Source organism: Mycobacterium sp. IDUB_37 (genome assembly GCF_055419245.1).
This window is the reverse complement of record NZ_JBVAXG010000001.1, coordinates 90993-105363: the sequence shown is the minus strand read 5'-3', so window position 1 is coordinate 105363 and position 14371 is coordinate 90993. Positions and strand designations below refer to the sequence as shown.

Here is a 14371-nt window from a genome sequence, read left to right as displayed (position 1 = left end):
TGCGCCGGTCGCCGGGCTCGGCTTCCTGCAATTGCAAGCGCGCCTTGAACGTTGGGACTACGACAGGCACGCAGAAGACTAGACGTGATCGCGCGACGCTGAAGACGTTGCACGACTGCCGTTTTAGCCCTGAGACAGCTGCCAACGAATAAGCGGCACCATTTTGTCCGCCATATATTCGTGCCCCGCATCGTTGGGATGCACACCGTCAGTGCCGATCAGGTCGGGCCGGTCGACGAACCAACGGTCGCCGATCGGGTCGACGAACGCCGCACCCGCCGCCCAGGCAGCCGCGGCGAGCACGTCGCGAATCACCAGGATCGGCACCGGTACGGCGAGTGTCGGCCAGGGCGGCCCGATCACCAGGAATCGTGCCGCAGGAGCCTGACGACGCGCCAGATCGAAAGCAGCCTTGGCCCGTTGGGCCAGCAGCACCGGATCGACGTCCTGGTCATTGCGGGAACCGAAGAAGACCACCAACTCGTCGTCGGCTTTGACGGCCCGGGCGGTCAGATCCGCAAAGATGCTGCCGTGGTCGCCGATTGCGCCGTATCCGGCGCGACCTTCGGCCGCCACCTCGCTGGCGATGCGCAGGCCGGGACCAGTCAGGGTGCGCCAGGTACGGGAGGTCCATGAGTTCGGACCTTGGCCGCCCTCGTCGGTGCCGGTGGTATAGGAGTCACCGATCACGGCGACGTGCCGCAGGCGCAGATCCAGCGTCAGGACGTGGTACGGCCGGACCTGAACCGGACGCGGCGCATATGTCACAAAGGCCAGGAAGATAGCTGTCGAGAAGGCCACCAGGCGGCCGATGCAGGTGGCGAACGTGGCCAGACGAATCACGATCACCTCCGCAGTCGATGCTTGATTGAGGGGACGCCTGGAATGGCGAGCGCATCTATCTAAATCGTACGAGGTATCGCGGGGAACTCGGCGTCAACTCGCTTGCGGCCCCGACGAACTGGGGCGATCCGCGGCTCTCACACCGCGCGAGACGGAACCCCGGACAAGGTGCCGTCGATGGGATGCAGCTTGGCTCCGGGCGAGTCGTTCGGCAGCGAGCCAGCGGGTGCCGGCCTGGCGCCGATCATTCGGCGCATCCAACGACGTGCCGGCTCTTCGACGAAGCGATACATCAGCATCGACAGCAGTAGCGCGATCACGATCAGACCGAAAATGTTCCATCGCCACGGGTTGTCCTGTTCCCACGGCTGCAGTTGGAAGTTGACCACGGCCCACGTCCACGAGGTGTGTACCAGCTCGTGGACCATGTACAGGCCGAACGAGATCTCCCCGCCGTACACCATCAACCTGGTCGACAGCAGCCTCGGCAAACTGCCCAGGCCGACCGCCAGCGTGATCACGATCGGGACGAACAGCAGGTCGACAACCCCGCTGCTGTCGATCACCCCGGAGATCGGATGCGCGTCGAAAAAGTACAGAATGCCGACCAAGGCGACGACCAGCAGCAGAGACACATAACCGGCGACGAGACGGGCGCGTTCACTCAGGCGCAATCGGCGCACCGCGGCACAAGCCAAGGCGCCGGCGGCGAACTGAGTCACGATGCGCGGCAACCAACTCCACGGCGTGTAGAACACTCCGCTGGACAGCAGCATCAGCACCGGGGGCAACGACGCCGCGAAAGCCAGCAGCATGAGGCCGCGGGCCCTCGTCACGATCTGAATCCGGAAGATCACCAGCACGAGCAGGCCGAACAGAAGGTAGGCCAGCCACTCCGCACTGATCGACCAGGCCGGCCCGTCCCAGCTGGAAAAGTCGAAGTAGGGCTGAAACCAGAGCTGTACCAACAGCACTTGGCGCACATAGCTGATCGCGGTGAACCTGCCCACCTCTGGCGAGGGCGTGTGGCCGACGTGCAGCGTGAGGATCACCCAGAAGGCCGCCAGATGCAAGGTGACCAGGTAGACCGGCCACACCCTGGCCAGCCGCAGCCACAGAAAGTTCAGCGTTGCCCGGGTCGACCACGCCTCGCCCATCCGGTCGAGGTAGTTCCAGGTCAGGACGAACCCACTGAGAATGAAGAACAGGTCGACGCCCTGCGCTCCGCAGTTCAGCACCGGCGCGAGGTTCTCACGGAAATCCGGCGACGCATCGGCCACCATCGGACGGAAGTGAAACAGCACTACCCACAGCGAGGCGATGATTCGCAGCCCGGTCAGGGCTTTGATCTCCCCTTTGATCTGCCCCCTGATCTCATTCTTGGGCTCTCCGCTGGACACGAGGTTATTTCCGCCTGGATTCTGCTGTTCCGCTGTCTGGATTGCCGTTCATCTCGGCCTGATCGGGGCGTAACCGCCCCTATCGCGAGCCCCCGCCTGGGGCAGCGAAAGCAGCCTAACAGCGTGATCGGGGCGCACGGCGGCGAGTCGCTCCTCGCCTGGACAGCGCTTCCTTAGTAAAGAGTTAGTCGCGGCTGTCGGTCTCCTTACATTTAGCGGGCACCTTATAGACAGGGCTTGGTCGTCGCGCCAAGGGGAATGGGGCTGTTCAGTGACTATCGCAATCGCAAGGCCGATCGCCGTCGAATGTGGCGGCGCCCAGATCCGGGCGCACTACCGCCATCTGGCCACAGTGGTGACGATCCGTGGCGAGCTTGACGCCGTCAACGTCGATCAGGTGAGCGAGTACGTACGACGTTTCGTGCTGGCCGACCATCCCGTGGTGCTCGACCTAAGCGATATCAACCACTTCTCGTCAGCTGCCATCGCGTTGTTCTGCACGTTCGACGACGAGTGCCGCGCCGCCGGGGTGGAGTGGACCCTCGTCGCCAACCCCATCGTCAGCGCGCTGCTGGGCGACCCCGAAGAGGCCGCATTCCCGATGACCCACTCGGTGCACAAAGCCCTGCGGAACCTCGCCGACGCGATCGCCTGGCGCCGGCAGCTGGTCCTGCCGCTGGTCAAAAAGTCTGCTTAGCGCGCCTCAACCTGTTCAGGCCGACGACCGCAAAGATTCCCGCGACCGTAGCCAGCGTCAGCGTCAACACGAGTAGCTGCGGGTGGTAGACGACTGACATGGTCGCGGGCTGGCCCTCGGTCACTGGCGCAACAGCGATTGTGGACCGAGTGTGCAGCCAACTCACCGCCATCGCGACCAGAGCAACGCCCGCGACGAGCAGCTCAATCAACGCTCGGAGTCGGCGGTTCACAGAATCGACTCGTTGTCGTCGTCGTCGACTTCTTCGACGGCATCATCAGCGACAAATTTCCCAGTCCGCTGCTCAATCAGTGGAACTAGGACATCACGTAGGTGACGATGGCGCCGCGCCCACGCCTGCGCGGTGCGATCCCCGGTGAGTCTGAGGCCGATGCCGTAGCGGCCGCGCGGCACGCCGAACAGTTCACCGAGCGCGCGCGCCTCCTGCCATCTGGCCAGCGGCTTGTCGGACTTCACCGAGTTCTCGGCCTCCGGATACACCTTGACGATGTCGCGAACCAGGATCGTCTCGGTGCCCTGCCGCAATGTCTTGTCCGTCAGCTCAACCGAGGTGTGGATACGCGCCGCCTTGACCTGCAACGCCACGAAGCCTGTGATCAGCACCAGAAAAATCGTTGGAACCAAGAGCGAGATCGGGACGTGGTTGACGTGCTGGATATAGATCAACGACCCCGCCGCCGCCGGGCCGGCCACGATCCAGTACCAGGTCGCCCCGGGCTCGAAGAACAACCGCCTTTCTGGGGGTTCCTTCGGTGCTGTCATATGAACCTCACGTTTTGATTGTTACCCAGCGGGCTTGTCAGGAAAGCCAACGCGCCACGTCGGCAGCCCAATAGGTGAGCACGATATCGGCTCCGGCCCGCCGGATGCTGGTCAGTGTTTCCAGCGCGACGGCACGCTCGTCGATCCAGTTGTTGGCCGCCGCCGCACAAATCATCGCGTACTCCCCCGACACCTGATACGCCGCCACCGGAACCGGAGACACCGCTGCTGCGGCCGCTACGACGTCCAGATACCCCAGAGCCGGCTTGACCATCACAATGTCGGCGCCCTCGGCGAGATCCAAGTCGATCTCGCGCAGCGCCTCGCGGGCGTTACCGGGCTCCTGCTGATAGGTGCGTCGGTCTCCGGACAGACTCGAGCCCACTGCCTCACGAAACGGGCCGTAGAACGCGGATGCGAACTTCGCGGCGTACGCGAGGATCACCACGTCGGTGTGGCCCGCCGCGTCCAGACCGTCCCGAATCGCGGCCACCTGGCCATCCATCATCCCGCTGGGCCCCACCACGTGTGCGCCGGATTCCGCTTGCGCCACAGCGAGTTTCACGTAGCGAGCCAGGGTGGCGTCATTATCGACCCGGCCCGACGCGTCCAACACGCCGCAGTGCCCGTGGTCGGTGAACTCATCCAGGCAGGTGTCTGCCATCAACACCGTGGTGTCGCCGAGGTCTTTGGCCAGGTCGCGCAATGCGACGTTGAGAATGCCGTCGGGGTCTGTGCCGGCGGAGCCGTATGGGTTCTTGTCTTCCTCCCGGGGCACGCCGAACAGCATCAGCCCACCCACCCCGGCGGCCACGGCGTCGGCGGCGGCACTGCGCAACGAGTCGCGGCTGTGTTGCACCACGCCTGGCATGGATTCGATCGGTCGCGGTCCGTCAAGTCCGTCTGCGACGAACATCGGCAGCACCAGATGCCTTGGCTCCAAGGAGGTCTGCGCCACCAGACGGCGCAAAGCCGGGGTGGACCGCAGCCGGCGCGGTCGCTGCCGGGGAAACGCCACTGAACCTCCTAGCCGCGTGCGCTGACTCTGCGCTGAGGGTGAGAGCTACTCGCACTTTTGCGCCCTGGACGCAGAGTCAACGCCCGAAAAGTCACCGCCTACGGCTCTTTTTGCGCGGCGGGGGCAGCGCTCCCTCGGCGCGCAACCGCGCGGCATGCTCGGCCAGCGCGTCTACCAGCGGTCCGACCGCTGCAGTCTCCGGCTGGACATCCACCCGCAGGCCGAACTCGGCGGCCGTCTCGGCAGTCTTGGGACCGATGCAGGCAATGATGGTGCGCGCATGCGGCTTGCCGGCGATGCCGACCAGGTTGCGCACGGTGGAGCTCGAGGTGAAGCACACCGCGTCGAACCCACCCGTCTTGATCATCTCGCGGGTAGAGGCCGGCGGCGGGGCCGCGCGCACGGTCCGGTAAGCGGTCACGTCCTCGATTTCCCAACCACGCTCGCGCAGACCCTCGGCCAGCGTCTCGGTGGCGATGTCGGCACGCGGCAGCAGCACCCGGTTCACCGGGTCGAAAATGCTGTCGTACTCCGGGAATTCGTCCAGCAGCCCCAGCGAGGACTGTTCGCCGGACGGCACCAGCTCGGGGCTGATTCCGAACGCGCGAACCCGGTCTGCCGTCGACTCGCCGACACACGCGATCTTCACGCCGGAGAACGCACGGGCGTCCAGACCGAACTCGCCGAACTTCTCCCACACCGCCCGCACCGCGTTGGTGGACGTGAACACCACCCACTGGAACCGGCCGTCGACCAGGCCCTTGACGGCGCGTTCCATCTGCGCCGGGCTTCGGGGAGGTTCGACGGCGATGGTCGGCACCTCGATGGGCAGTGCGCCGTAGGACGTCAACCGCTCGCTCATCTCGCCGGCCTGGTCCTTGGTGCGCGGCACCAGCACGGTCCAGCCGTACAGTGCCCGGCTCTCCCACCAGTTCAGCTTGGCGCGGCTGGTCACCGTCTTGCCGATGGTCACCACCAATGGCCCGGTCAACGGACCGGCCGGGTCGCTGCTGCCGCCCAGGACGGCGGGATCGAGCAGACCTTGCAACGTGGTCTCCACCGACCGCTGCTGACAGGTGGTGCCCTGCGCGGTCACCACGCACGGAGTGCTGTCGGCCAGCTCGTGGTCGATCAGTGCGCGCGCGGCCTCAGCCAGGTGCGACGTGGTGGCCTGCAGGATCAGTGGCCCCGGGGCCGCGGCAAGCGCCTCCCAGTCCACGTCGCCCCGCACGTCGGCAACGGTGTGCGAGGAACCCAGCGGCAACCCCGCGTAGGTCGGCACGGCGCTGCTGGGTGCCAGGCCGGGGACGATCTCGACGTGCAGATGGGTCCGCGCGACGGCGTTCACCTCGGTGATCACCGAATCCACGGACAACGGGTCACCCGCCACCAACCGCACCACGTCGAAGCCGGAACGGGCTTCGGCGGTGAGGGTCTTCGCGACCTCGGCGGGATCCCCGAGTGCGGGACGGATGTCGGGACCACCCGACAGCACCGCGCTCGCCGTTTCCGGACTCGACGTAGTCGCACCGGAATCTGAACTGCCGGACGCCGGCTCCGCAGGCGCCGGACCGGAAACCGGAGGCAGATCTTTGCCGATCAGCGCGAGCACAGGCTCGGGCACGTCGGGGTCGGTCAGCACCAACGCTGCATTCGCAAGCACCGTCGCAGCCCTGGTAGTCAGCAGACCGGGGTCGCCAGGCCCAGAGCCCACGAATGTGATGCGGCCCGGTGTCGGCTTACGCCCTCGCGTCATCGTTGTCGCTCCCACGTCTCTTTCAACTTCTCCGCACGGGGTCTTCCCGTGCTCCCCACATCAATTCACGAGCACCCAGTTCGAACAGCTCCGCAGCAACCGAGAGACCTAGCTCCCGTGCCCGATCGGAGGCGCCGATACCGGACGCGCGGATCACATCGGATCCGTCGAGTGCCGCCACACATGCGCGCAGCGACAGCTCTTCGAAGACCCGCCCCTCCTCATCGATCGACTCGACCACTTCCGCGATCGCGCCGACCGGTGCGGAGCAACCAGCCTCCAATTCGGCGAGCAAGGTTCGCTCAGCGGTGACGGCCACACGTGTGTCGGCGTGGTCCAATTCCGCCAACACTGCGACCAACCGGCTGTCGCCGGCCCGACACTCGACGGCGAGAGCCCCCTGAGCAGGCGCTGGCAACATTTGTACCGGCTCCAACGTCTCGGTGATGTCGTCGAGACGACCTATTCGGGCCAGACCGGCCCGGGCCACCACGACGGCATCAAGATCACCACTGCTTACCCTGTTCAACCTGGTATCTAGGTTGCCTCGTAGGGGGCGGATTTCCAAACCGAGACCCAGTGCTCTAAGCTGGGCCGCCCGCCGTGGCGAGGACGTCCCCACCAGCGAACCCACCGGCAACTCCCCGAGCACCATCCCGTCACGGGCTACAACAGCATCGCGGGCGTCGTTCCGTGGCGGTATGGCCGCGATGACGAAGCGTGGGTCATGGGCCGTCGGCAAATCTTTGTGCGAGTGCACAGCAGCGTCGACGCGACCGTCGTCCATGGCCTCCCGCAGCGCGGTTGTGAAGACCCCCACACCTAGCGTCTCGATGGGTGCCGACGATTGATCGCCCACTGTGCTGATCGTCACCAATTCGGCCGGATGGCCGTTGGCGATCAGTGCGTCTCTGACGGTCGCGGCCTGAGTCGTAGCCAGCAGACTGCCCCGAGTGCCTATCCGGATCACATACACCAATCAGTTATTCGGCCGACTGCTTAGGATTATCGAAACTGCTTGGTATGACTGGTAATTCACCAGCCGCTACCGCGTCGACCGCGGTCTGGTCCAGTTCGAAAAGCTCGCGTAGCGCTTCGGCATAGCTGTCGCCGCCGGGCGCACTGGCGAGTTGTTTGATACGTACCGTCGGGGCGTGCAGCAGCTTGTCGACCACCCGTCGCACCGTGCGGGCCACTTCCTCGCGCTCCGTGCGTTCCAGCCCCGGCAACCGGTTATCCAGGCGCAGCAACTCTGCCTCCACCACGTTGGCGGCACGCTGACGAAGTGCGGTAACCGTCGGTGTGACCTCTGCCATACGCTGGCCCGCCAGGTACGCGGCAACCTCTGCGGCAACGATGTGACGGGCGGCATCGACGTCCGCGGCCGCCACGTGCGCCGAAGGTTCGTGTTGCACCCGATCCACGTCGACGACGAGGACACCGGGTAGGCCGGCCACCGCCGGGTCGACATCCCGCGGCATTCCCAGGTCGCAGATGACCAGCGGCTTCGTGGCTTCGTCACGCTGCGAGTTGGCCAGTGCGTTATGGACGTCGGCGAGCGAGATCACCGGGCTGATCGCCCCAGTGCAGCTGACCACCACGTCGGCGTCGGCCAACGCGTCGGCGAGGCGATCCAGAGTCAGCGCCTCGGCCGATATGCCCGATTCGCTGATTCGGCCCGCCAGTCGCTGCGCCCGGGTCAGTGACCGGTTCACGACGTGCACGCGGTCGATACCGGCGCGCGTCAGGTGGGCCACCGACAGCGCACCCATAGCCCCGGCACCGACCACAGCGGCCGTCTTGCCGCCGAGGGTGCCCAGCTTGCGCTCGGCGATGCACAGGGCCACCGACACCACTGAGGCACCGGCGGCGTCGATCGCGGTTTCGGAGTGCACGCGCTTGCCTACCGACAATGCGCGCTGCGCCAGTTCGTGCAGCACCCGGCCTACGGTGCTGTTGGCCTCGGCGGACGCATAGGCCCGGCGCACCTGGCCCAGCACCTGCTGCTCGCCCACCACGGCCGAATCCAACCCGCTGGCCACCGCGAACAGGTGCTCGACGGCGGCCTCGCTGTAGCGGACGTAGGCGTGCTTGGTCAGGTCGCCCATCGGCAGACCGGAGTACTCGGCGAGCACCTGCCCGATCACCGAGAGGCCGCCGTGAAACGCATCCACTACGGCGTAGATCTCAACCCGGTTGCAAGTCGACAGCACCATCGCCTCGGTCACCAACGGTGACTGCAACAGCTGGTCGACGATCTTGACTTGATCCGACTCGTCGATGCTGAGCTGTTCCAAAATGGAAACCGGCGCGCTGCGGTGCGAAACCCCGAAGAGCAAGATGCTCACGGCAGCATCACCCGACCCCCGCTCCCTTACTGCGTCGGAAAGTGAACTTCTACCTACGGTAAACGGTTGTCAGGTGTGTGACCAAATACGCGGGAGTGACGTCGCTCGTGACATGGGGCCAGCGTGACGCCGCTCACCGGGCGATTGCCGCGATGTCGGCCCGCAACCGGGGTTCGTCGACCTCCCAGTAGCTGTGTTCCCGACCGTCCAGCAGCACCACCGGCAGCCGATCACCGAACTCGGCCCGCAACCCGGGGTTTCCGGCGCCGGCAGCCGCATCGACATCGGTGCTGGTCAGATCGAAGTTCAATTCGGCGGCAAGCTCGGCCAACTCGGCGTGCACGCGCACGCAGATCGAACATCCGGCCCGCGTCAACAACTCCACTCGAGGTCGGCTCACGGGCTCGGTCATGCTCACCAGTCTGGCATTCCCTCGGCCGGATAGGGTTGATGCCAGCTCGCTAGCTTCCAGGGACCGGGAACCGGCCTACTCAGCGACTTGGGAGGTGTGTGATGGCTTCCTCTGACCCCACCGACGGCTCCGCCGACCCCGGGGCCCACACCGGTCATTTAGACCTCGAGTCACTGGCCGCCAATGCCAGCGCCGAACGTGCGCTCGACGGCTTGCACGCCGCTTCCCCGGGCGATCGCCCCCAGCCGCCCGTCGATCTGACCGCCGCCGCGTTCTTCGACGTCGACAACACGTTGGTGCAGGGCTCCTCGGCGGTGCACTTCGGCCGCGGACTGGCCGCGCGGGACTACTTCACCTATCGGGACGTGCTCGGATTCGTTTACGCCCAGGCCAAGTTTCAGGTACTCGGCAAGGAGAACGCCGAGGACGTCGCCGCCGGCCGCCGTAAAGCGTTGACCTTCATCGAGGGCCGCTCGGTCGACGAGCTGATTCAGCTTGGCGAGGAAATCTACGACGAGATCATCGCCGACAAGATCTGGTCTGGGACCCGCGAGCTCACCCAGATGCACCTCGACGCCGGCCAGCAGGTGTGGTTGATCACCGCCACGCCTTACGAGTTGGCTGCCACCATCGCCCGCCGACTCGGCCTGACCGGGGCCCTTGGCTCGGTGGCCGAATCGGCCGACGGCATATTCACCGGCCGGTTGGTGGGTGACATCCTGCACGGCGTCGGCAAAGCACACGCGGTGCGCTCCCTGGCCATCCGGGAGGGCCTCAACCTCAAACGCTGTACCGCGTATTCCGACAGCTACAACGATGTGCCGATGCTGTCGCTGGTGGGCACCGCGGTTGCGATCAATCCCGACGCCCGACTGCGCAGCCTGGCCCGCGAACGAGGATGGGAAATTCGCGACTTCCGCACTGCTCGCAAGGCCGCGCGCATCGGGGTGCCGTCAGCCCTGGCGCTGGGCGCGGCGGGCGGCGCGCTAGCGGCTTTGGCGTCCCGTCGTCAATCACGCTGATAAGCTGCGCCGCTGAGCAAACTCTTCGAGCGGAAAGCGGCGTCATGACACTTCCTCAGGGAGCCGAAGGAATCATCGGTAAGCACTACCGGCAGGAAGACCACTTCGTAGTCGGCCGCGAAAAGATCCGCGAATTCGCCCAGTCGGTCCAAGACGAGCACCCGTCCCACTGGGACGAGGCCGCCGCCGCCGAAGCCGGTTACCCCTCGATCGTGGCCCCGCTGACGTTCCTGGCTATCGCCGGACGCCGCGTTCAGCTGGAGATATTCACCAAGTTCAGCATCCCGATCAATATCGCCAGGGTCATGCACCGTGACCAGAAGTTTCGATTTCACCGGCCGATCCTGGTCGGTGACGAGCTGCATTTCGACACCTACCTGGACTCGGTTATCGAGTCCCATGGCACCGTGTTGGCCGAGATCCGCAGCGAAGTGACCGACGGGGAAGGCAACCCCATAGTGACCAGCGTAGTCACCATGCTGGGCGAGGCGGCCAGCCACGACGCCGACGCTGAAGCAACCGTGGCCGCAATTGCATCCATCTGATCGTGGCAGGTAGCGTCGCTTTTATGACATCAGAAGGCACCGGGGGTGGAACCCAGCTGCAGCCGCCAGTAGAGGCAGTGCAGTCGCATTACGACCGTTCCAACGAATTCTTCAAGCTGTGGCTCGACCCGTCGATGACGTACAGCTGCGCTTATTTCGACGAGAACCCGAATATCGACGAGCCCCAGAGTAAGACGCTGGAAGAGGCGCAGTTCGCCAAGCGCAAGCTGGCACTGGACAAGCTCAACCTCGAGCCCGGCATGACCCTGCTCGACATCGGCTCCGGCTGGGGTTCGACCATGCGGCACGCTGTCGAGCACTACGACGTCAACGTCATCGGACTGACGCTCAGCGAGAACCAGTTGGCACACTGCCAGCAGAAGTTCGACGAGATGGACAGCCCCCGCCGCAAAGAGGTGCGGTTGCAGGGCTGGGAGCTTTTCGACGAGCCGGTCGACCGCATCGTCTCGCTGGGTGCCTTCGAGCACTTCGCCGATGGGGCCGGCGACGCCGGATACCAGCGCTACGCGACCTTCTTCAAGAAGTACTACAGCTTGCTGCCCGACGACGGCCGTTTCCTGCTGCACACCATCGTGGTGCCCACCGCCGAAGAGGGTAGGGCGATGGGCTTGAAGACGACGATGACGCTGCTGCGCTTCATCAGCTTCATTCTGAGGGAGATCTACCCGGGCGGTAAGTTGCCTCAGGTGGAGCAGGTGGACCGCTACTCGACGGAGGCGGGCTTCAAGATCGAGCGCCACCACTACATCGGGAAGAATTACGTTCCCACCTTGGACACCTGGTCCGAGGCGCTTATCCGACACAAGGAAAAGGCCATCGAGCTCAAAGGCCAAGAGATGTACGACATCTGGCAGCACTACCTGACCGGTTGTTCGGATCTGTTCCGGGACGGCTACACCAACGTGTGCCAGTTCACCCTGACCAAGTAACCCAAGACGACTAAACGCCGCCGCGAATCCGCGGCGGCGTTTTAGTTTGGGTAGCGGGGAAGGTCAGCCGAAGAAGATGTTGCGACGCCCGGCCAACAGCCGGTACAGCGTCTGCTGGATGGTCTCGCGCACCTGGTCGGTCAACTCGAAGGTGACCATCGGGTCCTCGGCGTCACTCTGGGCATAGTCGGCGGTGTTGATCGGCTCACCAAACGCGATGCGCCACTTCGACGGCAACGGGACCAGTCCGGCCGGGCCGGCCAGCGGGAACAGCGGAGTCACCGGGAAGTACGGCAGACCGAACAGTCGCGCCAGCAGCTTCACATCGGTCAGCATCGGATAGATCTCTTCGGACCCGATGATCGAGCACGGCACGATCGGCGCCTTGGTGCGCAGCGCCGCCGAAACGAAGCCGCCCCGACCAAACCGCTGCAACCGGTAGCGATCCTCGAATCGCTTTCCCAGGCCCTTGTATCCCTCGGGAAACACCGCGGTGAGTTCGCCAGAGGCGAGCAACCGGTGTGCGTCCGCCGTGCACGCCATGGTGTGGCCTGCCTTGCGGGCAGTCGACCCCACGACAGGTAAATCAAAGACCATGTCGGCGGCCAGCAACCGCAGGTCCCGCTCCGCCGGGTGTTCGTCGTGCACCGCCACCGACAGCATCAAACCGTCGAACGGCAGTACGCCGGCGTGATTGGCCACGACCAATGCCGCGCCATCACTGGGGATGTTCTCGATGCCGGTGACCTCGACGCGGAACCAGGACTTGAAGAAGAACCTCAGCAGCGGCCGGACGATGGCGTCGTTGAAGTGCGGATCGAACCCGAATTCGTCGACGGTGTAGTCGCCGAGCAACCGCTGCCGGAAGAATCCGGCAACTGCGGCGACCCGCTGCGCAACGTCGGTGAGGGGTGCTTCTTCCGGCGTCGCAGCACCCGCGGCACGCCGGTGCTGATCGATTTCCCGGACGACGGCGGCGAGTTCTTCGGCCGAGGCGCGACCGCTCGGGTCAGAGAGCAACGAAGGATGTTGACCGGACGCATCTGCCCGCTGAGCGGCGCGACGCCGCGCAGCTACACGACCCCGATTGGTGTGCAGTGGTATGACATTGGCTTTGGAATCACCCGCCACGTTGCTTATCCAAATCTATCTTTTACCCGATCGCGGAAGGGGACTTTGTCTACCCCAGCGCTGCGCCAACGATATGGCACGACCCTCCCAGGAGCGTACCCGATGCGGGTCGATTATGGGAGTCATGGCGCGGCCGCGCAGGTAGTCGTCGAAGGCCTCTGCCGTCGACCATTTTGGCTGGTAGCCGAGGTCTGTTCGCATCCTGGTGGTGTCCATCACGCGGCCGTAACTGAGGTAGTTGAACTGCTCGCGATTGATCTCGGTATACCGATTGGCCCGTCGCAGCGAATCCAGGGCCCACACACCAAAACCTGGAACTGGCAACGGAATTCGACCGGACCGGCGAATTGCCTGGGACAGCATGATGATGCCGCTGCCGCCGATGTTGAACGTGCCGGCCCGTCCGGCCATCGCCGCCCGCTCCAACGCACCCAGCGCGTCCTGCTCGTGTAGCAGTTGGAATCTCGCGTCACGACCGAACATCGTCGGCACCACAGGGCCGGCCAAGTATCGCGACAACGTGGTGTCCATCGCCGGCCCGATCATGTTGGCCAACCGCAGGATGGTGACCGCGATATCGGGTCGGCGCCGGCCGAGCCCACGCACGTAGCCCTCGATATCGAGGCTGTCCTTGGCGAAACCCTCCCGGAAGGGTTTACGGCTGCTGCTGTCCTCGGTGAACATCACCGGATCGTGTTCGCTCGACCCGTACACCTCGGACGTCGACTTGAGCACGACGCGGCGCACCGTGGGCGCCTTCTGACAGGCAGCGAACAACTGCATCGCGCCCATCACGTTGAGTTCCTTGAGCGCCGCGCTACCGCCGGACCGCGGCGCATAGGACGCGGCCGCGGCGTGCACCACGGTATCGACATCGCCGTTTCGAATCACCTTGGCGATGAAAGGATTACGGATGTCGGCGCGCACAAACTCGGCGCGCCCCATCCGGCGCAGCATGTCTTTGCTCGGCGCGATCGCATCCACCGCGATGACGCGGTTGATCAGCGGGTTCTGCACGAGCCGAGCAGTTAGATAACCGCCCAGGAATCTGCACGCACCGGTGACCAGCACCACCTTCGGGTAGTGCACGGCATCCCCGCCGCTGGTCCCCCCGCCATCACGATCATTCGACGGATCCACTCCGACAGCCTAACGAGGAGCAGGGACGACGGCGTTACGGACTGGTGACAGCGCGCGCCGGCAAGACTTACTTGCCAAGTTTTCTGCGCTGCACCCGGGTGCGACGTAGCAGCTTGCGGTGCTTCTTCTTGGACATACGTTTGCGCCGCTTCTTAATTACTGAACCCATGAACTCCGCTATCTGACCCGTGACCGCATTATGAATTGACCGTGTAACTTTACCCAACTGCTTACCCGCAACACCAAACCGGCTAGATGCCTACCGGCTTGACCACGGCTTTCGCAATTTGGAACCCGCCATCCGCGCAACCGCTGACGGCGACTGT

Annotated in this window: 16 protein-coding genes; 4 read left to right on the top strand and 12 right to left on the bottom strand. The window is 64.8% G+C overall.

The features are described 5' to 3' along the window. Nucleotides 1-123: 123 nt before the first annotated feature. Together ACZY1I_RS00505 and ACZY1I_RS00500 are read right to left on the bottom strand one after the other, a co-directional pair. Entirely contained in the window at nt 124-813 is a 690-nt protein-coding gene (locus ACZY1I_RS00505) for an Rv0518 family GDSL lipase (RefSeq protein ID WP_463753437.1), read from the bottom strand. Nucleotides 814-980: 167 nt separating this feature from the next. Beyond that, nucleotides 981-2216: an acyltransferase family protein gene (locus ACZY1I_RS00500; RefSeq protein WP_463753436.1), complete on the bottom strand. Its 1236-nt coding sequence runs from the start codon at nt 2214-2216 to the stop codon at nt 981-983. A 298-nt stretch (nt 2217-2514) separates the two neighbouring features. On the opposite strand from ACZY1I_RS00500, the gene ACZY1I_RS00495 reads away from it, so the two are divergent. Beyond that, complete coding sequence (locus ACZY1I_RS00495) at nt 2515-2940, top strand: STAS domain-containing protein (RefSeq protein ID WP_463752345.1); 426 nt, start codon at nt 2515-2517, stop codon at nt 2938-2940. Here the strand turns inward: ACZY1I_RS00495 and ACZY1I_RS00490 are convergent. The 7 genes from ACZY1I_RS00490 to ACZY1I_RS00460 form a co-directional block, all read right to left on the bottom strand. Next, nucleotides 2924-3172 (bottom strand): hypothetical protein, encoded by a 249-nt coding sequence (locus ACZY1I_RS00490; RefSeq protein WP_463752344.1) that lies wholly within the window; start codon nt 3170-3172, stop codon nt 2924-2926. The two genes, ACZY1I_RS00495 and ACZY1I_RS00490, sit on opposite strands and share 17 nt — an antisense overlap. Next, entirely contained in the window at nt 3169-3723 is a 555-nt protein-coding gene (locus tag ACZY1I_RS00485) for a DUF3093 domain-containing protein (protein ID WP_463752343.1), read from the bottom strand. The genes ACZY1I_RS00490 and ACZY1I_RS00485 overlap by 4 nt, the downstream gene beginning before the upstream one ends. A gap of 37 nt (nt 3724-3760) precedes the next feature. After that, nucleotides 3761-4741 carry a porphobilinogen synthase gene (hemB, locus tag ACZY1I_RS00480; protein WP_463752342.1) on the bottom strand — a complete coding sequence of 327 codons (981 nt, stop codon included), beginning with the start codon at nt 4739-4741 and terminating at the stop codon, nt 3761-3763. Nucleotides 4742-4832: 91 nt separating this feature from the next. After that, the gene (locus ACZY1I_RS00475) at nt 4833-6497 is read right to left on the bottom strand and encodes a bifunctional uroporphyrinogen-III C-methyltransferase/uroporphyrinogen-III synthase (RefSeq protein WP_463752341.1); all 1665 of its coding nucleotides are present in this window, start codon (nt 6495-6497) and stop codon (nt 4833-4835) included. Between the two features lie 22 nt (nt 6498-6519). Then, on the bottom strand, nt 6520-7467 hold the full coding sequence (gene hemC, locus ACZY1I_RS00470) for a hydroxymethylbilane synthase (protein WP_463753435.1): 948 nt from the start codon (nt 7465-7467) through the stop codon (nt 6520-6522). Nucleotides 7468-7480: 13 nt separating this feature from the next. Continuing rightward, entirely contained in the window at nt 7481-8845 is a 1365-nt protein-coding gene (locus tag ACZY1I_RS00465; RefSeq protein WP_463752340.1) for a glutamyl-tRNA reductase, read from the bottom strand. A gap of 133 nt (nt 8846-8978) precedes the next feature. Continuing rightward, nucleotides 8979-9245: a glutaredoxin family protein gene (locus tag ACZY1I_RS00460; protein ID WP_463753434.1), complete on the bottom strand. Its 267-nt coding sequence runs from the start codon at nt 9243-9245 to the stop codon at nt 8979-8981. Nucleotides 9246-9358: 113 nt separating this feature from the next. Between ACZY1I_RS00460 and ACZY1I_RS00455 the strand changes: the two genes are divergently transcribed. Genes ACZY1I_RS00455 through ACZY1I_RS00445 form a run of 3 tightly spaced genes read left to right on the top strand, consistent with a single transcriptional unit; the run spans nt 9359 to nt 11774 of the window. Next, a complete protein-coding gene (locus tag ACZY1I_RS00455; protein WP_463752339.1) occupies nt 9359-10279 on the top strand; it encodes an HAD family hydrolase in 921 nt (306 codons plus the stop codon). A 44-nt stretch (nt 10280-10323) separates the two neighbouring features. Next, entirely contained in the window at nt 10324-10824 is a 501-nt protein-coding gene (locus ACZY1I_RS00450; protein ID WP_463752338.1) for an FAS1-like dehydratase domain-containing protein, read from the top strand. A 23-nt stretch (nt 10825-10847) separates the two neighbouring features. Further along, entirely contained in the window at nt 10848-11774 is a 927-nt protein-coding gene (locus ACZY1I_RS00445; protein ID WP_463752337.1) for a cyclopropane mycolic acid synthase family methyltransferase, read from the top strand. A gap of 63 nt (nt 11775-11837) precedes the next feature. On the opposite strand, the gene ACZY1I_RS00440 is transcribed toward ACZY1I_RS00445, so the two are convergent. The 3 genes from ACZY1I_RS00440 to ACZY1I_RS00430 form a co-directional block, all read right to left on the bottom strand. Further along, a complete protein-coding gene (locus ACZY1I_RS00440; protein ID WP_463753433.1) occupies nt 11838-12914 on the bottom strand; it encodes a lysophospholipid acyltransferase family protein in 1077 nt (358 codons plus the stop codon). Nucleotides 12915-12920: 6 nt separating this feature from the next. After that, nucleotides 12921-14045 carry an SDR family oxidoreductase gene (locus ACZY1I_RS00435; RefSeq protein ID WP_463752336.1) on the bottom strand — a complete coding sequence of 375 codons (1125 nt, stop codon included), beginning with the start codon at nt 14043-14045 and terminating at the stop codon, nt 12921-12923. Between the two features lie 67 nt (nt 14046-14112). Beyond that, nucleotides 14113-14214, bottom strand: coding sequence for a 30S ribosomal protein bS22 (locus tag ACZY1I_RS00430; protein WP_003402602.1), 102 nt, complete (start codon nt 14212-14214; stop codon nt 14113-14115). Nucleotides 14215-14371: the final 157 nt, after the last annotated feature.

Bases quoted from the DNA above. Each gene is read 5' to 3' on its own strand.
- ACZY1I_RS00450 (WP_463752338.1), top strand. From the start codon at position 10,324: ATGACACTTCCTCAGGGAGCCGAAGGAATCATCGGTAAGCACTACCGG.
- ACZY1I_RS00485 (WP_463752343.1), bottom strand. From the start codon at position 3,723: ATGACAGCACCGAAGGAACCCCCAGAAAGGCGGTTGTTCTTCGAGCCC.
- ACZY1I_RS00455 (WP_463752339.1), top strand. From the start codon at position 9,359: ATGGCTTCCTCTGACCCCACCGACGGCTCCGCCGACCCCGGGGCCCAC.
- ACZY1I_RS00475 (WP_463752341.1), bottom strand. From the start codon at position 6,497: ATGACGCGAGGGCGTAAGCCGACACCGGGCCGCATCACATTCGTGGGC.
- ACZY1I_RS00430 (WP_003402602.1), bottom strand. From the start codon at position 14,214: ATGGGTTCAGTAATTAAGAAGCGGCGCAAACGTATGTCCAAGAAGAAG.
- ACZY1I_RS00445 (WP_463752337.1), top strand. From the start codon at position 10,848: ATGACATCAGAAGGCACCGGGGGTGGAACCCAGCTGCAGCCGCCAGTA.